This is a genomic window from Roseivirga sp. YIW32 (genome assembly GCF_057219245.1).
The window spans coordinates 421793-440658 of record NZ_JBXVVG010000001.1 but is presented as its reverse complement, the minus strand read 5'-3'; the positions used below and the strand labels follow the sequence as shown (position 1 = coordinate 440658).

The 18866-nt window shown below is 43.5% G+C and carries 17 protein-coding genes, 1 tRNA gene and 1 other RNA gene; 5 read left to right on the top strand and 14 right to left on the bottom strand.

Annotation, left to right across the window (positions count from 1 at the left end; all coding sequences use genetic code 11):
* The first annotated feature begins 43 nt into the window (after nt 1–43).
* An RNA gene (gene rnpB / locus AC2D6U_RS02260) (RNase P RNA component class A) lies at nt 44–414 on the top strand.
* 114 nt (nt 415–528) lie between these two features.
* Complete coding sequence (locus AC2D6U_RS02255) at nt 529–1683, top strand: sigma-54-dependent transcriptional regulator (protein ID WP_484719313.1); 1155 nt, start codon at nt 529–531, stop codon at nt 1681–1683.
* Here AC2D6U_RS02255 and AC2D6U_RS02250 read toward each other — a convergent pair whose 3' ends face one another.
* On the bottom strand, nt 1684–1821 hold the full coding sequence (locus tag AC2D6U_RS02250) for a hypothetical protein (RefSeq protein ID WP_484719312.1): 138 nt from the start codon (nt 1819–1821) through the stop codon (nt 1684–1686).
* Between the two features lie 87 nt (nt 1822–1908).
* Nucleotides 1909–2886 (bottom strand): LuxE/PaaK family acyltransferase, encoded by a 978-nt coding sequence (locus AC2D6U_RS02245; protein ID WP_484719311.1) that lies wholly within the window; start codon nt 2884–2886, stop codon nt 1909–1911.
* Between the two features lie 70 nt (nt 2887–2956).
* Here AC2D6U_RS02245 and AC2D6U_RS02240 point away from each other — a divergent pair, with 70 nt between their 5' ends.
* Nucleotides 2957–3733: a hypothetical protein gene (locus AC2D6U_RS02240; protein WP_484719310.1), complete on the top strand. Its 777-nt coding sequence runs from the start codon at nt 2957–2959 to the stop codon at nt 3731–3733.
* Between the two features lie 5 nt (nt 3734–3738).
* Here AC2D6U_RS02240 and AC2D6U_RS02235 read toward each other — a convergent pair whose 3' ends face one another.
* Nucleotides 3739–6147 (bottom strand): alpha-ketoacid dehydrogenase subunit alpha/beta, encoded by a 2409-nt coding sequence (locus tag AC2D6U_RS02235; protein ID WP_484719309.1) that lies wholly within the window; start codon nt 6145–6147, stop codon nt 3739–3741.
* 344 nt (nt 6148–6491) lie between these two features.
* Here AC2D6U_RS02235 and ald point away from each other — a divergent pair, with 344 nt between their 5' ends.
* Nucleotides 6492–7604, top strand: coding sequence for an alanine dehydrogenase (gene ald, locus AC2D6U_RS02230; RefSeq protein ID WP_484719308.1), 1113 nt, complete (start codon nt 6492–6494; stop codon nt 7602–7604).
* 48 nt (nt 7605–7652) lie between these two features.
* On the opposite strand, the gene AC2D6U_RS02225 is transcribed toward ald, so the two are convergent.
* Together AC2D6U_RS02225 and AC2D6U_RS02220 are read right to left on the bottom strand one after the other, a co-directional pair.
* Nucleotides 7653–8741, bottom strand: coding sequence for an alkane 1-monooxygenase (locus AC2D6U_RS02225; protein WP_484719307.1), 1089 nt, complete (start codon nt 8739–8741; stop codon nt 7653–7655).
* Nucleotides 8742–8757: 16 nt separating this feature from the next.
* The gene (locus AC2D6U_RS02220) at nt 8758–9216 is read right to left on the bottom strand and encodes a type I restriction enzyme HsdR N-terminal domain-containing protein (protein ID WP_484719306.1); all 459 of its coding nucleotides are present in this window, start codon (nt 9214–9216) and stop codon (nt 8758–8760) included.
* A gap of 37 nt (nt 9217–9253) precedes the next feature.
* Here AC2D6U_RS02220 and AC2D6U_RS02215 point away from each other — a divergent pair, with 37 nt between their 5' ends.
* Entirely contained in the window at nt 9254–10027 is a 774-nt protein-coding gene (locus tag AC2D6U_RS02215) for an AMP nucleosidase (protein ID WP_484719305.1), read from the top strand.
* A gap of 23 nt (nt 10028–10050) precedes the next feature.
* On the opposite strand, the gene AC2D6U_RS02210 is transcribed toward AC2D6U_RS02215, so the two are convergent.
* From AC2D6U_RS02210 to AC2D6U_RS02170, 9 genes are all read right to left on the bottom strand, one after another.
* Entirely contained in the window at nt 10051–12924 is a 2874-nt protein-coding gene (locus AC2D6U_RS02210; protein WP_484719304.1) for a DUF4961 domain-containing protein, read from the bottom strand.
* A 167-nt stretch (nt 12925–13091) separates the two neighbouring features.
* Nucleotides 13092–14375, bottom strand: a complete 1284-nt coding sequence (locus AC2D6U_RS02205; protein ID WP_484719303.1) for an MFS transporter — start codon at nt 14373–14375, stop codon at nt 13092–13094.
* Nucleotides 14376–14443: 68 nt separating this feature from the next.
* Nucleotides 14444–14905, bottom strand: a complete 462-nt coding sequence (locus AC2D6U_RS02200; protein WP_484719302.1) for an ExbD/TolR family protein — start codon at nt 14903–14905, stop codon at nt 14444–14446.
* Between the two features lie 2 nt (nt 14906–14907).
* Nucleotides 14908–15570, bottom strand: a complete 663-nt coding sequence (locus AC2D6U_RS02195) for an ExbD/TolR family protein (protein WP_484719301.1) — start codon at nt 15568–15570, stop codon at nt 14908–14910.
* 7 nt (nt 15571–15577) lie between these two features.
* Complete coding sequence (locus AC2D6U_RS02190) at nt 15578–15937, bottom strand: hypothetical protein (RefSeq protein WP_484719300.1); 360 nt, start codon at nt 15935–15937, stop codon at nt 15578–15580.
* A gap of 25 nt (nt 15938–15962) precedes the next feature.
* A complete protein-coding gene (locus AC2D6U_RS02185; RefSeq protein WP_484719299.1) occupies nt 15963–16772 on the bottom strand; it encodes a MotA/TolQ/ExbB proton channel family protein in 810 nt (269 codons plus the stop codon).
* Between the two features lie 93 nt (nt 16773–16865).
* Nucleotides 16866–16953: transfer RNA gene (locus AC2D6U_RS02180), tRNA-Ser, on the bottom strand.
* 85 nt (nt 16954–17038) lie between these two features.
* On the bottom strand, nt 17039–18130 hold the full coding sequence (locus tag AC2D6U_RS02175; protein ID WP_484719298.1) for an asparaginase: 1092 nt from the start codon (nt 18128–18130) through the stop codon (nt 17039–17041).
* The gene (locus tag AC2D6U_RS02170) at nt 18090–18866 is read right to left on the bottom strand and encodes a TatD family hydrolase (RefSeq protein WP_484719297.1); all 777 of its coding nucleotides are present in this window, start codon (nt 18864–18866) and stop codon (nt 18090–18092) included. The genes AC2D6U_RS02175 and AC2D6U_RS02170 overlap by 41 nt, the downstream gene beginning before the upstream one ends.

Sequence of the window (18866 nt, the reverse complement as noted above, 5' to 3'; positions counted from 1 at the left end):
TCTGGTTAGGGATAAGTAGCATGCGAAGTGTATCTTTGTGCAAGATATAGGCTATCCTATCGTGCCGATCCTGATAGCTATCGGGATCGGTAAGGAAAGTCCGGGCAGCACAGAGCACCATACTTCTTAACGGGAAGGGTTCCGATTTTCGGGAAACAGCAAGTGCCACAGAAAACAAACTACCTCCGTGGATTTATCCTTGGAGGAAAAGGTGAAAAGGTGCGGTAAGAGCGCACCGCTCGGTTGGTGACAAACGAGGCAGGGTAAACCTTATGGGCTGAAAGACCAAATAAGCCAAGGCTTGAGGGCGGCTCGTCCGATCTTGGTGGGTAGGTTGCTAGATCTTGTCGGTGACGGCAAGGCCAGATAAATGATAGGACACGACAGAACCCGGCTTATCGGCCTATATCTTTTTTTCTTCATCACCAGCAACAAGAAAAGGTGCATAGCACGACAAATTGTGCCAATAGAGCACATGTTTTCTTTTTGAATAGACTATTTTAACGCAACACAAATCAATCCCAAGCCATGGCCAAGATCCTGATCATAGACGACGAAAAAAGCATAAGAAGTACACTTCGTGAGATCCTTGAATACGAAAAATACACAATTGAAGAAGCCCAAGATGGACAAGAAGGCCTTGAGAAGTTGATTTCGACAAAATTCGATATTGCTCTTTGCGACGTCAAAATGCCAAAGATGGATGGTATCGAACTGCTTGAGCGTGTACAAATGGTGGGCATCGATACCCAATTCATCATGATATCTGCTCACGGCACGATAGAAACAGCCGTTGATGCCACAAAAATGGGTGCCTTTGACTTCGTCCCCAAGCCACCAGACTTGAACCGACTATTGCTCACGGTCAAAAACGCTTTGGATAAATCCTCCCTGGTCACTGAAACCAAAACACTCAAAAAGAAGCTTTCCAAAAAGTATGAAATGGTCGGGGAATCACCTGCCTTGAAAGAGGTAATTGAAATGATGGATAAGGTGGGCCCAACAGATGCGAGGGTTTTGATCACTGGGCCTAATGGTACGGGAAAAGAACTTGTGGCGCGCGGCATTCACGAGAGAAGTGAGCGGGCAAACGCACCATTCATTGAAGTAAATTGTGCAGCAATTCCTTCCGAACTAATAGAAAGTGAGTTATTTGGTCATGAGAAGGGTTCCTTTACCTCTGCTCATAAACAACGTATTGGCAAATTCGAACAAGCAAATGAAGGCACCCTCTTTCTGGATGAGATTGGCGACATGAGTTTATCGGCACAAGCTAAAGTGCTCAGGGCCTTACAAGAACATAAGATCAATCGCGTCGGTGGCGACAAAGACATCCACGTGAATGTGAGAGTTCTTGCTGCGACAAATAAAGACTTGAAAAAGGAAATTGAGGAGAACCGCTTTCGAGAAGACCTGTACCATCGCTTAGGTGTGATCTTGATCAAGGTACCGGCACTCAAAGACAGAAAAGATGATATTGAACTGCTTGTCGAAAAATTTCTACAAGATATTGCTGACGAATATGGGACTAAACCAAAGGCAATAGCCAAGGACGCCCTAAAAAAGCTACATGACTATGATTGGTCCGGAAATATCCGGGAATTACGCAACGTGACGGAACGTTTGGTCATTATGGGCGGAGATCAAATTAGTGCAGAAGATGTAAAAAAGTATCTGATTTGATCAGAATCTACCTTCTTTCTTTTCTTGCTTAGGTTTATCGTCTGCTTGCGCATAAGCGGCGCAAATGCCTTGAGCACAAGATTGCATTCCTAAAAAGAGCACAGCGAGTAGTAAGGTGATGAAGTGTTTCTTTTTCATGATTTCAAATTCCTGCCCAAGATAATAAATTTTCCTATTTGTAAATTGTTCTTCTACAATCAGTTGAACGTCGACAGGGAATGATTATTACAATACCATAAGATTACAACCCCGAATGTCTGCATTATCCATTCGACCCAACACCTCAAATTGCCCTTGCGCATTGACACGCCCCAAGTCTTTCGTCTCGATGAACGCACAACTATACAGGTTTTGGAGGTCTATGATGTTTAGGGCCCCTGTCTTTCCATGAGACAGTAATTGAAAAGGATCGTTGACGTCGCGCGCAAACACTTTCATTGTCTTGGCTGGTGTAAACACCTCTTCTTTTAGAGCATAGGCCTGAGAGTTCAATTCGGTCATGCCATACTCAGAATGCACCTGTTCAACTCCAAATGCTGCAGACAAGAGTTGGTGAACTTCGGCTCTGATCATTTCCCTTCTTCTTCCTTTCATTCCCCCGGTTTCCATTACGACAAGTTCCGGGAAATGCATCTTGAACTGTTCGGCAAAATCCAGTAGTGCATAGGTGACTCCCCATAAAATGGTTTTCTGCTTTGCCTTTTTGAGTTCATTTAGTTTGTCGAACAACCGTGTAAAATCGCTTAAATAATACCCGGAATCATCGGACTGAGTGCATTCCATGAAATGGTCCACCATTGCAATTAAGCCACTATTACCTCTTTCCATGTAGGAAGGCAGCAAGGCCAGAATGGTGTAGTCCTCTAAAGGCCCATAAAGTGATTCAAAGGTGGCTTTCGTTTGATTTCGGTAGGATGATAAATCTTGAATAAAATGCTTGCTCGTTTGTTGACCTGTGGTGCCGCTACTTTCAAAAACACCGTCTTCGCTCCACTCTCCTGTTTTTACTACGTGACTTTTGAAAAACTCAATGGGTAAAAACACCAACTCGCTGATTTGTGAGGCCTCTCCCCTATGACCTAAAGCCTGAAGGTACTGTGCAACTGTTGGGTTATGTTTTGCCTGGTAATTAAAAACGGCAAGTGCCAGTTCATCAAAAGTAGATGGCTCGACCAATTTTATCTCCTCAAACAAACTATTCATATCAGCCGTGCGTTATTCCAATCGAATTAGCACAAATATTAGTAATATTGTACTGATTTAAAGGGCATAAATGAATTTTCAAAAAAGGATACTCCCCACTTTTTCTGTAATCGCACTTTTGGCGATTGTCCTTGGCTGTATTCGGCCACCTGATCTCCCCGATGTACCCGAGATCAGCTACAATAAGGTAGAATTTGAAATATTGAATGCTGGGGATCCATTATTTGAAGAAACAGTCCTTCGCTTGTCATTCAATGTATCCGATGGTAACGGAGACTTAGGGCTTGACGGAAGTGAAGACTTCCCTCCTTACAACTCTTTTGACCTTGTCTTAGAAAATGGTGATTTCATTGAGTTCGGTCAACGACCCGGAGACCCTAGTTTTACCTGTTTGGATTACGCAGTTGAAGACCGTGAAAATACTGACCTCAATGGTGACGGCGATTTACTGGACACTTTGCTCATTGACTTCAATATGAATCAATTCAATATTGAAGTCGACTTCTTCGTGAAGCGCTTTGGTCAATTCCAAGAGATCGACCTGCGCGCACAACCGCCGGGAAGTGCCAATGCCAATACCTTTTGCGGAATCTCTTTTGACGGTAGGTTTCCTTGTCTTTCCTCTGATGACAACCCCTGTGGATTCATTCAGGGCAATAATCGCCCGATTGAAGGCATCGTCACCTATGACATGAACTCTGGGCTTTTTCTACCCATCTTCCGAACTGACACCATCAAACTCTCCTTCAAGATCAAAGACCGCGCGTTGAACGAGAGTAATGTCGCTGAAACCCCTGAATTCACCTTACAGAGTATTCAAGTGGGACAGACCTCTTCGGATGACTAATTAGCTTACTCGTAAATATTCGGATAACGCTGAGGCTCAACTTCAGCCATCATTTCATAGAGTTTATCAAAGATCGTTTCAACATTGGGCTTTGACCAATAGTCGCCATCTGATGCATACGCAGGACGGTGCTCTTGAGCTGAAATTGTCATCGGTTGAGAATCTAGGAATCGATAAGCTCCTTGCTCTTCAACAACCTTTTGCATCATGTAGGCCGAAGCACCACCCGGTACATCTTCATCAGCGAAAACGACACGGTTTGTTTTCTTAACTGATTCAACGATCCGATGATGTACGTCAAATGGCAAAAGGGATTGCACATCGATCACTTCCACCGAAATACCAATTTCCTCTAGTTCTTGAGCTGCTTGCATCACCACACGACACATGGATCCGTAGGTAACCACCGTAATGTCGCTCCCTTCTCTGATGACTTCTGGTTCTCCAACTGGCACTTTAAACTCGGCGATATTATCTGGAATTCTTTCCTTAAGTCGATAACCATTCAAACATTCAATGATCAAGGCCGGATCATCAGAAGCAAGCATTGTATTGTAAAAACCTGCAGCTTGCGTCATGTCACGCGGCACGAGAACGTTCACTCCTCTTAGGCTATTCAAGATCATGCCTATAGGAGATCCACTATGCCAGACGCCTTCTAATCGATGACCCCTCGTACGAATGATCAATGGTGCCTTTTGCCCACCTGCTGTTCTGTATTGCAGAGTGGCCAAATCATCTGATAAGGTCTGGATGGCATACAATAAATAATCCAAGTATTGAATCTCAGTAATAGGTCGTAGCCCACGCATGGCAGCGCCGATTCCTTGACCGATGATTGACGTCTCACGAATGCCGGTATCCGTCACTCTGATCTCACCAAATTTTTCTTGTAACCCCGCAAATGCCTGATTGACATCTCCGATCTTTCCGACATCTTCTCCAATGGCAAAAACACGAGGATCTCTTTCAAGTGCGGCATCAAAACAGGCCTGCAATACTTCTCGACCATCAACCAAAGGTGAGTTCTCCGTAAATACAGGAGCGACGCCTTCAATCGCGAGCGATGCCTGGTCAGACTCACTCATGACATGAGAATTGAAACGCCTAGCATTGTCTTTTTCATAACGCGACAACCAAGACACTAAACTGGCACGAGAAGAGGTAGCTTCGCTTCGTGTGATGCGTAAGACCTTTTTGACAGCTTTTACTGTGTCCAGGCGAATCGGATTCATCGCCTTCTTCAGCTCTGTGATGTATGGAATAATGACTCCTCCATGTTCACTTTCTTGTGAAAGTGCCTCAAGAATTTCTACTGCCTGCCCTTGCTCTTCCTTGATCTCGCTGATAAAAGCATTCCAGGCATTTACTCTTGCCTGTTTCGCCGATTCTTTTGCTTCTTTCTCAATTTGCTCGACCTCATTTTCGTCGGCAATGCCTTCTTCAAAAATATAATTCTTGAATTTTAAATTACAATCATGGGCTTTCTCCCATTCCAAACGCTCTTTCGACTTGTACCTTTCATGAGAACCAGAAGTCGAATGACCCTGAGGTTGGGTTACTTCAGTAACATGGATGAGAACAGGTACATGCTCTGTGCGAGCAACTTTTTCTGCCTTCTCATATGCCGCAATCAGCTCATTGTAATGCCAGCCTCTGGCCTTGATGATCTCATAGCCTTTTTTATCCTTTGAGCGTTGAATCCCCGACAGGAAACCTGAGATACTACCGCCAGTAGTATGGTATTCTTTTGGAACGGAGATACCATATTCGTCATCCCAAACGGACATGATCATCGGCACCTGTAAAACACCGGCAGCATTGATGGCCTCGAAAAAATGCCCCTCGGATGTGGAAGCATTCCCTATGGTACCAAAAGCGATCTCATTTCCTTTGATCGAAAAATCAGTGAGGTTGTGTAAGGCGTTGTTCTGTCTGTAAAGTTTAGAAGCATAAGCCAAGCCAACTAGTCTTGGCATTTGTCCTGCCGTCGGGGAAATATCGGCAGAAGAATTTTTCATCTCTGTTTGTTTCTTCCAATGGCCTTGCTCATCCAATAATCGGTTGGCAAAGTGTCCATTCATCATTCGGCCACCTGAAGCAGGCTCAGCATCAATGGACATGTGTGCATACAATTGAGCAAAATATTCTTGTATGGAAAGTGCATCAATGGCCATCATAAAGGTTTGGTCGCGGTAGTATCCCGAACGGAAATCCCCGTTGCGAAACACTTTGGCCATGGCGATTTGAGCGAGCTCTTTACCGTCGCCAAAAATTCCAAATTTGGCCTTTCCCATAAAAACCTCTTTACGACCGATCAAGCTGGCTTCTCTACTCGCAACAGCTAATCGATAATCATTCAAAATTTCTTGAACATTCGGTTTTTTGGATTTCGAAGCTTTCGATTCTTTCACAATTCTTTATTTTAAAGATTACCCCTTATTACACTTCTGGCAGAATGTATCAAAAGTACTTATTATTTACAACAAATCAAATTTGGATAATCACCTTTATTTTATGTTTTTTCCATATTATATTTCTTTTGCAAACGTTTACACTACATCGAAAACACCATATTTATACTTTTGCCAAATTATATTTTTATTAAAATTCGATAAGAAGAACAATATTTTACAATTTGTATTGATGGCAATCATCCTATTGATTATGGCTTATTTGCAGGATTTTAAATCGAAAAAGCATCAATGCTACGGCCTGCTTGCTATATTTGCCAAGTCAAATTAAAACGAGAAAAGAAATGATTATTGGTGTTCCTATTGAGATCAAAAACAACGAGAACAGAGTCTCGTTAACCCCGGGTGGTGCCCTTGAGCTGATCAAAAGAGGTCATGACGTTTACGTTCAAGACAATGCTGGGTTAAACAGTGGTTTTACCAACGAAGCCTATGAAGGTGTAGGTGCCCATATACTGCCTACCATTGAAGATGTCTATGCCAAGGCAGAGATGATCATGAAAGTAAAGGAGCCGATCGAACCTGAATACGATTTGATACGGGAAGACCAGTTATTGTTTACTTATTTCCATTTTGCTTCTTATGAGCCATTGACGAATGCCATGGTCAAGAATAAGTCGGTTTGCCTGGCTTATGAGACGGTAGAAAACCCTGACGGAAGCCTTCCACTATTGGTGCCAATGTCAGAGGTAGCCGGTCGTATGGCGACGCAGCAAGGAGCCAAATACTTAGAAAAACCCATTATGGGTAAAGGAGTACTTCTTGGTGGAGTGCCCGGTGTGTCCCCTGGACGCGTATTGGTACTAGGAGGTGGTGTTGTTGGGACGCAAGCAGCAAAAATGGCTGCTGGACTAGGTGCACAAGTGACCATCATGGATGTTAATTTGGACAGATTGCGCTACCTAAATGACGTAATGCCTCCAAATGTGGTGACGCGATACTCCAACGAAGTCAACATCAGGGAAATGCTTCCTTTAGTCGATTTGGTTATCGGAGCGGTTCTTATTCCCGGAGCGAAAGCACCAAATTTGATCACGAGAGACATGTTGAAAGAAATGCAGCCCGGAACCGTTTTGGTGGATGTGGCCGTTGACCAAGGTGGATGTATTGAAACCTGTACCCCAACAACCCACGCAGACCCAACCTTCATCATCGATGATATTGTCCACTATTGTGTAGCCAATATGCCTGGTGCAGTGCCTTATACTTCGACTATTGCGCTGACGAATGCAACACTTCCATACGCGATCCAATTGGCCAACAAGGGCTGGAAAAAAGCCTGTCAGGATAACGCAGGTTTGGCCAGAGGCCTAAACGTGATCAAAGGTGAGGTAGTCTACGAAGCAGTAGCTGAGGCCTTTAATTTACCTTATGTAAGTGTAGATAAGTATCTTTAACGAATAATCAGCATAGACATTAAAGGGAGTCCAACAGCTCCCTTTTTTTTATCCTTGCGCCTGATAAACCTGTTTTTCCCAATGCTCCAACCTCGGGTTGATGAGTTGAAACCACAGCGGAGGAAAAGCCGCCAATAAGATCATTGAGGGATAGCCCGCAGGCAACTGCGGTGATTCGTCATAGTGCTTCAACACCTGATAACGTTTAATGGCATTTGCATGATGATCAGAATGGCGCTGAAGTTGAAATAAAAAGAAATTGCTAAGTCTGTGGTTTGCATTCCATGAATGCATCGGGTTTACTCGCTCGTATTGGCCTGGTGATAATTCTCTTCGAACAATACCATAATGCTCAATGTAGTTCACCATTTCAAGCAAACTGAACGCTAGTGTGCTTTGGATCAACATGAATAACACCACATTCCATTGCAGCTCACCAGTATACCAAGACAATCCTAACATCAGCGCTGCCGTGAAGGCTAGCGGTAAGATGAAAAACCAGATCATCTGATTGTGGATACTCAACTTATTCAATCCCTTGCGCTCTAATCGCTTGTTTTCGAGCTTCCATGCACTAAAGTAACTTCCAAACACAGAGCGAATCCAAAATTTGTAAAAATGCTCCCCTTTTCTACTTGTTGCTGGATCACGTGGAGTGGCTACATACACGTGATGACCCTTGTTATGTTCAATGAAGAAATGCATGTACCCCACTGTCATCAAGATCAGCTTCGAATAGAACTGCTCCAGTTTTGATTTTTTGTGCCCTAATTCGTGCGCAACAGTAATTCCAATCCCACCGGTCACTAAGGCAAAACTGATCACAAAGCCAATCCATTCGTAGATCTCTAATGTCGTAGTTGCCACAACAACGCAGCCCCAAATCACAAATCCCAGTTGAAAAAAGGCCCAAACATAGGTGATCAAACGGTAATAGAAATCTTCAGAAAGCTTCAATGCTTCCGCATCGCTCACATTCTCCGGATCTTTGCCAATGAGTCCATCCAGCAATGGAATGATCACAAAAACCAGTAATGGTGTCATGAAATTTGCCCATCCCCCAATATAAAAGCCGATGAGTGCGCAAAGCGGGATGATGAATGCCGTGAGAAAACCGATCTTTTTAAGCCAAGTCATGTAGAAAAATAAGGAATCAGCGCAATTCAAGCAACTGATTGTAAGTTGGCATTTGTTGTAACATCTGCGTACCCGCTTTTCCGCTGGCAAGATAGGCCAACGTTTGAATACCATTACTGAGAATTAATAGGTCTGCCTGATGCACTTTATTGTAGAGGGCCAATTGCTCAATTGTCCTTTCTGTGAGCTCAACATGAGGGGCTTTACACTCAGCCAAGACCAAGGGCTTCATGTGCTCATCATAGATCAGAATATCGGTCCTTTTGGCTCGTAAATTATAAGTCAACCCACCTTCTACTTTGGTTCTAGAGGCAGGGTATTTCAACTCATTGGTTAACAAATTCAACAAATGCTGTCGCACCCACTCTTCAGGCGTTAAATGAATGTATTTTTTTCTGATTGGATCAAAAATCTGTAGTTTTCCAGCCTCAGACCTGAGTTGATGAGCATAGGCAGGCAAATTCAATTGCAGCATAAGACAAAACTAGAGAAATCTTTCATTCCGCATAACTATGAAAAGTAAACAAGAGATCGTTGAAAATTGGCTTCCAAGATACACTGGTGTTCCAATCAATAAATTTGGAGAATACATACTCTTAACTAATTTCATTGGCTACGTAAACATGTTCGCCAAAAAGTTTGACGTACCCATTCGAGGCGAAGGCAGGCCCATGCAATCGGCAACCGCCGAAAACATTACCATTATCAATTTTGGCATAGGCAGCGCCATGGCTGCTACTGTGATGGATCTTCTTTCTAGCATTTCACCTAAGGCCGTACTCTTCTTGGGTAAGTGCGGAGGCTTAAAGAAGAAAACCGAATTGGGTGATTTGATCTTACCCATTGCAGGGATCAGAGGAGAAGGTACGAGCGACGACTACATGCCCATGGAGATTCCAGCCTTACCTTCCTTCAGGCTTCAGCGTGCTGTGTCCTCTATGATCAAAAAACATGAGCGAGATTATTGGACCGGCACCTGTTACACTACGAATCGAAGAGTTTGGGAACATGACAAGGGCTTTAAAAAATATTTAAGGCAAATACGAGCAATGGCCGTTGATATGGAAACAGCTACCATCTTCACGGTTGGCTTTGCCAATCAGATTCCAAGAGGTGCCTTGCTTTTGGTGTCGGATAATCCCATGATACCGGAAGGTGTCAAAACAGAAGAAAGCGACAAGCAAGTAACGTCCTCTTTTGTCGAAGACCACCTAGACATAGGAATCGCATCGCTTTGCGAACTCCGTGATTCGGGGGATTCCGTCAAGCATATGCGCTTCGAATAGCAAAGGAGCCAATGCCGCTTGTTTTATTGCTTCAGTACTTTTAAGGTGTACGAACGATCACTTGTTAAGATTCTAATCAAGTAAAGGCCTGAGTTCATCTCGCTAAGGTCGATTGGTGCTAAGCTTCTTGTTGATGTCTCCGTACGGTAGACGATCCTACCTGAGGCGTCTTGAACAAGTACTTCCCTTGGTTGATTTGGCAGTTCTCCTTCGAATGACACGACACCCGTGGTTGGATTAGGATAAAAAGTAAAGCCCGGAATACCTTCCGTGATACTGGTAACCAATCCATTATAGACATTCACGATATCGCCAAAACCATTCGACTTTCGGACAGAGGTATAAATTCTGAATTCACCCGGAAGAAGGTCAATGGGTTGGTTTGTGTCGTCCACTTGCAGCTCCTGACCCGTGATGTAATCGTACCATGTACCCGTTTTAGTGAATTGGGCATTATAGGCTTCTGAGTTCAACCCAAAGTTACCGACCACAACCATGTCAAAATCATCGGATTGCATTTTGATCCGTCGTGTTTCACTACTCAAATCCGTTGTAAACGTAGCATTTCGGAAGGTCTCGCTGTTCGAGGTTCTCAAGTTGATGATGGCGGCAAAGGCTTGGTATACCTTTAACCTCTCCTCATCTTCGTAATAACCTAAGCCATCAGTACCCCATGGCAAAGGTTTATTACCCGTTCTACCATTTTCATTGATGTCTATGTCATAACCTAACTCACCAAACTGCCAGAGCATTTTAGGGCCAGGTAAAAGATAAATGAACGCTGCATTTTGCTTCAAGCGATCTAGCGCCACGACGGTCGCCTGCGTATTGTAATTTCCAGAAGTCCTTCCACTCCAATCCGTAGAGTTTTGAACCTCCCATATCTGTCGTTGCTCGTCGTGGCTTTCCATGTAAGCAACGTGCGTGCTAGCCCTAGCTCCGTTAAAATCTGTCTGCGTGGCATGACCACCCAGTGGCAGATAATAATTATAGACCAAATTACGCCAAGACAGCATCCCCTTACCTGTCAGTGCATTCTCCTCTGAATCTGCCGCAAAATGCTCTAAGATGATGTAGGCTTCAGAATCGAACGCCCAAATTTTATTCGCCATTCGCTCCAAGAGGTCCACTCTCGATTGATCGTATGCACTCCAAGCACCGACATCGGTATTCTTAGTTTGAGTGAACCCTTTAGATAGATCAAAGCGGTAGCCATCAAAATGGTATTCCTCCAACCAATAGCGGTTGACTGAATCCAAAAGTGCCTGAGTATAGGTGCTCTCATGATCGAAGTCAAACCCAACGCTAAACGGGTGTGTCGCTTCAGTGTTAAACCAGGGGTTTTCCTCTGTTGGTGCAGAACCATAATCGTTATAATCTTCACGATAGAGCTGAACCATCGAATTCAATCCGAAGGCATGATTCATCACCATGTCCAGAATCACAGCGATGCCTTGTTCATGACAAGCTTTGATGAAATCCTTTAGCTGATCTTTCTTCCCATAGTATTTATCCACTGCGAAAAAGTACATGGGATTATATCCCCATGATTCATTGCCTTCAAACTCCATTATTGGCATTAACTCAATGGCATTGATTCCTAAGTTCTTTAAATAACTGAGTGTATCGATCATCCCACGGTAGTCATGCGTTCCAATAAAATCTCGGATCAAGAGCTCATAAACCACCAAATCTTCCTTATGAGGTCGCTGCCAATTCGATTCATTAGCACCCCAGTCGTAAGGGACCTGACCGGTTTGAAAGGTACTGGCTACACCAAAGGCTTGCCTGCCGTATACCGGAATTTCGTCATGCACTGTGCTTGGAATGAACTGGTCATTCCATGGGTCTGCCACTTTATCTGTGTAGGGGTCGCCAATCTTGATCATCCCGTCTACCCAGTATTGAAAGACATATTCTTTTCCTGCAGTTAACCCGCTCAATTCTATCCAAAACAGCTCACCATCTGGCGTCTTATTCATAATGTACGGATCGCTAGCTTCCCAATCGTTGAAATCACCTACCGCATGCACAATGGTTTTGCCTGGCGCCTCAAGTACCAGCGTAACTTTGGTATCATCTCCCTGATGGTAATTTATCCCCTTCTTCATTCCAGCGGGAAGTGGCAAGGTTGGAATTGCATCAATCAGCTCAACATGTAATGCTTGGGAAGCTTCAACCTGTTCACCCCCAATTGTTGCTTCGAACTTTACTTGTCCATCAAAGGATTGAGCAGGTGTGAAGGTGTGACTTATTTGTGTTCCCGAGCTCACTGAGGCCAGCTGAGTAAAACCACTGCCTTGATTCACTGAGACCGACATGGCACTTACTGGATTAGAAGCTCTCGCTGCCAATGTGATCGAATTCCCTCGCTCTATGTAGTACACGTCCTGCTCAGCAGGAGAAGTGATCGTGATGAATTCTCCTGCACTCAGGTCAATATAAATGTCTTGATTCTCGGCGACTAAACCACCCTCAAATGTACCGGGGGTTCCCTTCCCCTCCTTGGTGCCATCTGCATTTCGAAAAACCATGCTCAGCCTGAACATGTTCGTTCCCTCGGCCACACCATAATATTGGCGAGCAGACGGGGTTAAGGTGATCTCCCAAAGATCCGATGCTCCTGATACCGCCGTCATTTGTCCAACACCATCGTCCTGTCCCCAATTGCCTTTTACGTTCGTCCAGGCCAATCCCTCTGGGCTGTCGGTAACAACACCCGAATGCATGTAGACTTTTGACTCCCCTACTAAGCCCGCTGTGCCTTGTGTGGCGTCGTAAATAATCTTGATCTCATCTTCACCAGAGGCATTTGCTGGCTCTATGCGGACAATTTGGCCATGCATTGAAAAACCAACAAAGCACAACATGAATAGGAAAAGTAGGCGATTCATCATCTTAATAGATTTTCATTCTTCAACAGGTTTTCATTTGGTTGTGTCGGTTGACTGTGCGTGTGCAATGGATTTACAATCGATTTCCTTCAATAATAGTGAATAACGCACCCTAAATCACTGATTTTGCTCAGTTTGTCTTTGCAAACGTTTGCGGCTTCACGACAAACTTAAGCAACAGTCATTTTCACTTTTCTCAAAAGAAAAAGGCCGACAACAAAGAGCAAACCTAATCCCAAGGCACTAAACCGCATTGAACCCGTCAGGTATTCAATCGATCCGTAAGCTAATGTACCCATGACAATTGACACATTATAGGTTACATCATAGAAACTAAAGAAAGACGCATGATCTTTCGTCTCCTTGGGAATGAGTTTGGAAAAAGTGGCTCGTGAGAGTGCTTGAATTCCACCCATGATCAGACCCACTACAAAAGCAAGCATGAAAAATTGGCTATTATTCTGCACATAAAAAGCCGCTATACAGACCAGTACCCAGATGATGTTCATGACCACAAGGGCAAAAATATTCCCCTTACGTTCAGAAACGTTCGCAAACAAATACGCCCCACCAATGGCTACTAATTGAATGATCAGCACCGTAAGAATGAGCATGCCGGCTTCCATTTTTAGTTCTTTTGCTCCAAATAAGGACGCCAAGTACATCACGGCCTGTACTCCGGCGTTGTAAAAGAAAAAAGCAAAAACAAAGCGCTTCATATCACTGAGTTCCTTGATCTGTACATAAACCAGTCGCAACTCTTGATACCCCTTTAAAAAAATATTCCCTTGAGGCTCCCTACCAAATATGTTTTCCGGTAAGCGCTTGAACGTAATTTGCGCAAAACCCACCCACCAAATCGCAACGGTTAAGAAAGATATTCGTGCAGGGAGGCTATTGTCCGGAAGACCGAAAAGATCCGGCATTTGAATCATTGCCAGGTTGATGATGAGTAAAAGTACAGACCCAATGTAGCCCATTGAATATCCACGGGCACTGAGTTTGTCGAAGCGATCAGGCGTCGCGATCTCTGGAAGATAAGCATCGTAAAAGACCAAACTGCCGGAATAGCCAATGCTCGCCAAGATGGCCATTAGAATCCCAAAGCTTACATTCTCTCCTTCAAAAAAGAACATCGCTGCACAAGCTGCAGCTCCGAGATAAGCGAATATTTTCAAAAACAGCTTTTTCTTACCACTGTAATCCGAAATACCGGTAAGTACCGGAAGGAGCAGCGCGGTAAATAGAAAAGAGAAGGAAAGTGCATAAGAGTACAGCACCGTATTGGGTAGGTTCAAGCCCATAAAAGAGACCATCGAACTTCCATCCGGTTGTGTGGTCACCGACTCATAATAAACAGGAAAGATCGCCGTGGTAATCGTTAACGAATAGACTGAATTGGCCCAATCGTACATGCACCAGGCATTCGTGATCTTCTTGTCGTTAAGCTTCATGGCAACTAAAGCTAATAAAAAAAGAGACCCTAAGGTCTCTTTCCAATTTATCTAACAAGTTATTTTCCTTAATTGTCTTTCGTCTTTTGTGGCGTTGCGTACATAATTTTACGCGCATTGGCTTCTCTCAACTCTGTTTGAACATCGACGATGATACCCATTTTGGTTTCTTCGTCTACTTTCATTGAGATGGTGATCTGATCACGCTCCACTTCACTAAGCTTTGCTTTCTCTTCATTCACCCATTTCACGACACCGTCAATTCCAATGAACACATCATTCGCCTGAACCAATGGTTCGGTACCGAATGAAGAGTCTTTTGGTTTTCCGATGTATAAGTACGTCACCAATTTTTTCTTCTCCAATTTCACCAATTGCTCAGCCCTTGGTATACGTTGCTCTACCTTGATTGTGGTTTCCCTCAACACGGTAGACACCATAAAGAAGAACAAAAGCATGAAGATAATATCAGGCAATGCCGCTGTAGGGATGTCCTGACTCGATGTTGACTTTTTCTTAAACTTCGACATAATTATCCTCCTTGCGTTGTTGGTTCAGCAATAGAGATCGCTTTTGGAATACCTGAGCGCGCTCTGTCATACATCTCTTTCTGACGAGGATCATTTCTGTTCAGTTTCCTGAATTCCTCATCTGAAATACCGACTCGTTCACCATAGATCTTGTTGTAGGCTGCATTGAGCTCATCAAGAATCTGAATGAAGATGTCATAACTACTTCCACGGTCAGCCTTTAAGGAGACAATCGCGGAACTAGGTCCGTCAGACGATTCACTTGAACCAAGGTTTCTAGTGATGTACGATTTCATACTAGCAGGCAGCGAGTTGTACACATCTCTGTCGCTTACTTTGTCTGATCCTTTTTTTGCATCGTTAGGACTTCCAAAGTTCAATACGAAATCATAGACCATATCCCTGATCTGTGAAATGTCATCTAGTGGCTCATCTTCCACTAACAGTCTATCGGCAGAGTTTACCTGAATTTTAAAGATATTTCTCTGCTGCTGTTTGATCTCAATTGGTTCATCATCCTCTTGTTTAGGAGGAAGAAGCAACGTGAGACCTTTGTTAGTGGCAATCTGAGTAGTTACAAGGAAGAAGATCAAGAGCAAGAATGCAATATCGGCCATTGAGCCTGCATTCACTTCCTGACTTCCTTTATCTTTACTTCTTGCCATAAGGATCTTATTTTAAAACTCTAGCCACTGATGAATAAATAAGTCCAACAACAGCTAACACGATCAAAACCAATGTAGTTGTCATTGCACCTCCAACAAGTCGGTACACTTGTACTGTGCCTGCTGCTTGAGGGTCCATTTCATTGGCCTCAAATGCAGTCACTGCTAATCTATCCAATTCTGCGGGTGCCATTGAATAACCGATGAAGAAGATCAATCCCAAGACGACGATACCAATACCGCTCTTGATCAAAGATTTAGGATTCTTCAACGAGTTAAACAAATTCATGAATACCGCAGATACAGCCGCCACTCCTAATAGGATGTAGGCAGCATATAACATGATATCAATCCACTGTTCGCTCATAATCTGCTTTTTTTAGTGGTTTGAATTACTTAGATGTCAAATTGTGCTTCACAAGGATATCCACCAAAGAGATTGATGCATCCTCCATAGAGTTCACAATAGAGTCAATTTTAGACACACAGTAGTTGTAGAACAACTGAAGAATGATCGCTACGATCAAACCTGCTACTGTTGTCAAAAGGGCTACTTTAATACCTCCAGCTACCAATGAAGGCGAGATATCACCTGCTGCCTGGATAGAGTCAAAGGCTCCGATCATACCAATTACCGTACCCATGAAACCAAGCATTGGTGCCAAGGAGATAAATAATGAGATCCATACCAAACCTCTTTCCAATCTACCCATTTCTACAGAACCGTAGGCGATCACTGATTTTTCAACCATGTCGATGCCTTCAGACATTCTCATTAGACCTTGAGTAAAGATCGAGGCAACTGGGCCTTTTGTATTTCTAGTTACATCTTTTGCTGCTTCAACACCACCAGACTCTAATGCGTCTTCTACTTTGCTAAGTAGTTTTGATGTGTTGGTTGTTGCAAGGTTCAAGCTGATGATTCTTTCGATAGCAATCGCTAATCCGAGAATCAAACAGATCAATACAGGAGACATGAATGTTGGATCACCCTCGATGAACTTTGATTTGATCACTTGTTCAAATGACGCTTCCTCATCCATACCCATCTCATCAGAGTAATCTGGCTCTTCTGGATACGTATCTTCTACCATTTCGGTAGTGTCACTTGCCATATCTGTAGCTTGATCATCTTGCGCTACAGCATTAAATCCCATGGTGAATACACCCAGGATCATTAGAAAAGAAAATAACTTTTTCATAGTCTAGTTTTGATTAATAAAAGGTTAAAACGGTTTCTAAATTATTAATAAATCTTGTTAAAAGAAATTTATACTTAAACTTTTAGTTGATTGCAGAGAGGAAGGGATTCGAACCCTCGATACCCTTGAGGGGTATACACACTTTCCAGGCGTGCGCCTTCGACCACTCGGCCACCTCTCTTCGTAACACTGCGCTTTTCGCAGGGTGACAAATAAATCAATAATAATTGCAGTATGCAAGCTGATTTTTGTTTTTGTCAGCAGCCTTAAAGATCACTCATTTCACCTCTAATTGAGGTAATTAGGCACTTTTTGACCTCCGAAACTTTTTTATATCGTTTCAGGGCGTACATCATTTTTGTGATGGCCGCTTCTGAGGTCATGTCTCTTCCACTGAGAACACCAGCAGATGTTAAGCTGCTGCTGGTCTCATATTTTCCATGGTCCACTCTCCCCCCATTGCATTGAGAAACGTTCAATAAAATTTTTCCATTAGCTGCTGCTTCCTGCAATAAAGCAATGAACGATAGGTGATTAGGCACGTTTCCTGCTCCATAACTCTCAAGCACAACTCCTTTAATGTGTTCACTTTTTAAGAGACTCGAGATTAGATTCTCATTCAAGCCCGGGAAAAGCTTCAAGATGGCCACACGATTATCCATGGCCAAATTCAATTCTAGAATGCTATGTTGAAAGGGTTTTAGCGCCGCCTCATTATAGTCGATCGAAATACCTGCCTCCGCCAAAATAGGGTAATTGTCAGATTCAAATGCATCAAAATGTTGTGACTCAACTTTCTTTGAACGGTTGCCACGTAGTAATAAGTGGTTAAAGAAAATACAGACTTCGGTGATGATGGGTTTCCCATTCCGTTGTTCAGCGGCGATCTCTAAGGACGTAATGAAATTATCTTGTCCATCGGAGCGAGGTGACGCTATGGGTAATTGAGCACCCGTCAATATCACCGGCTTATTCAGTCCTTCAAGCATAAAACTTAAGGCCGAAGCCGAATAGGCCATGGTATCGGTTCCATGCAAAATGATAAACCCGTCAAAACGGTCGTAAGCATCGTAAATGGCTTGTGCCATTCCTTGCCAGTGTTGGAGTTGCACATTGGAAGAATCAATCGGCTGAGCAAAAGAGGTGACGGATAAGTTGATGTTCAACTCATTGATCACAGGCATTCTTGCGATCACCTGATCGAAAGAGCAGGGAACCAATGCACCGTGCTGATCATAATCCATACCCAAGGTGCCACCCGTATAGATCACCAAGAGGCGTGCATTCGGTGCCTTTACCAAATTGTAATCTCTTATCTTATTTAACTCCACCATTCCATTCAAAAAGTTTATTCGCATTCTGAGTAGTTAGGTCATCCAGCTCCTCCAATGACATTTGTTTAAGATCAGCTATCTTCTGTGCCACTTCCTTCACGTAAGCCGGCTCATTGCGCTTCCCTCGATAAGGTACTGGCGCCAAATAGGGCGCATCCGTTTCCAAAACGATCTGATCCAGATCCAGTGCAGAAATCACCTCACTCATTCCTGAGTTTTTAAAGGTACTTACACCTCCCAAACCCAAATAAAAGCCCAATTCTTTGATGCGCTCAGCCTGCTCGATAGATCCATTAAAGCAATGAAAGATGCCCTTCAATTCCTCTGATTTTAGTTCTTCCACTAAGTCAATGGTTAAATCCAAGGACTCCCTGCAATGAATAATGATCGGTTTTTTGTAGTGTTTGGCCCAAGCCACTTGAATTTTAAACGCCTCAATTTGCTCGTCAATAAAGGTTTTGTCCCAGTAAAGATCTGTCCCCATTTCTCCAATGGCGACAAACTCACGCTTACTCAGCCATTCCTCTACGAGATACAGCTCCTTTTCAAAGTCCTTTTTAACCGAACAAGGATGTAGCCCCATCGTGGCATAACAAAATCCCGCATACTTTTCCTCTAATTCCATCATGCCCTCGACAGACTGATGATCGATATTCGGCATCACGATTTTCTCAATTCCTATTTGTTGCGCCCGTTCAAGTACATGGGGAATGTCTTCTTTAAACTGCTCGTCATAGATATGGGCATGCGTATCGATCAT

Coding starts and splice junctions, on each gene's coding strand:
- AC2D6U_RS02255 (WP_484719313.1), top strand. CDS start 529: ATGGCCAAGATCCTGATCATAGACGACGAAAAAAGCATAAGAAGTACA.
- AC2D6U_RS02250 (WP_484719312.1), bottom strand. CDS start 1,821: ATGAAAAAGAAACACTTCATCACCTTACTACTCGCTGTGCTCTTTTTA.
- AC2D6U_RS02245 (WP_484719311.1), bottom strand. CDS start 2,886: ATGAATAGTTTGTTTGAGGAGATAAAATTGGTCGAGCCATCTACTTTT.
- AC2D6U_RS02240 (WP_484719310.1), top strand. CDS start 2,957: ATGAATTTTCAAAAAAGGATACTCCCCACTTTTTCTGTAATCGCACTT.
- ald (WP_484719308.1), top strand. CDS start 6,492: ATGATTATTGGTGTTCCTATTGAGATCAAAAACAACGAGAACAGAGTC.
- AC2D6U_RS02225 (WP_484719307.1), bottom strand. CDS start 8,741: ATGACTTGGCTTAAAAAGATCGGTTTTCTCACGGCATTCATCATCCCG.
- AC2D6U_RS02220 (WP_484719306.1), bottom strand. CDS start 9,216: ATGCTGCAATTGAATTTGCCTGCCTATGCTCATCAACTCAGGTCTGAG.
- AC2D6U_RS02215 (WP_484719305.1), top strand. CDS start 9,254: ATGAAAAGTAAACAAGAGATCGTTGAAAATTGGCTTCCAAGATACACT.
- AC2D6U_RS02210 (WP_484719304.1), bottom strand. CDS start 12,924: ATGATGAATCGCCTACTTTTCCTATTCATGTTGTGCTTTGTTGGTTTT.
- AC2D6U_RS02205 (WP_484719303.1), bottom strand. CDS start 14,375: ATGAAGCTTAACGACAAGAAGATCACGAATGCCTGGTGCATGTACGAT.
- AC2D6U_RS02200 (WP_484719302.1), bottom strand. CDS start 14,905: ATGTCGAAGTTTAAGAAAAAGTCAACATCGAGTCAGGACATCCCTACA.
- AC2D6U_RS02195 (WP_484719301.1), bottom strand. CDS start 15,570: ATGGCAAGAAGTAAAGATAAAGGAAGTCAGGAAGTGAATGCAGGCTCA.
- AC2D6U_RS02190 (WP_484719300.1), bottom strand. CDS start 15,937: ATGAGCGAACAGTGGATTGATATCATGTTATATGCTGCCTACATCCTA.
- AC2D6U_RS02185 (WP_484719299.1), bottom strand. CDS start 16,772: ATGAAAAAGTTATTTTCTTTTCTAATGATCCTGGGTGTATTCACCATG.
- AC2D6U_RS02175 (WP_484719298.1), bottom strand. CDS start 18,130: ATGCGAATAAACTTTTTGAATGGAATGGTGGAGTTAAATAAGATAAGA.
- AC2D6U_RS02170 (WP_484719297.1), bottom strand. CDS start 18,866: ATGATCGATACGCATGCCCATATCTATGACGAGCAGTTTAAAGAAGAC.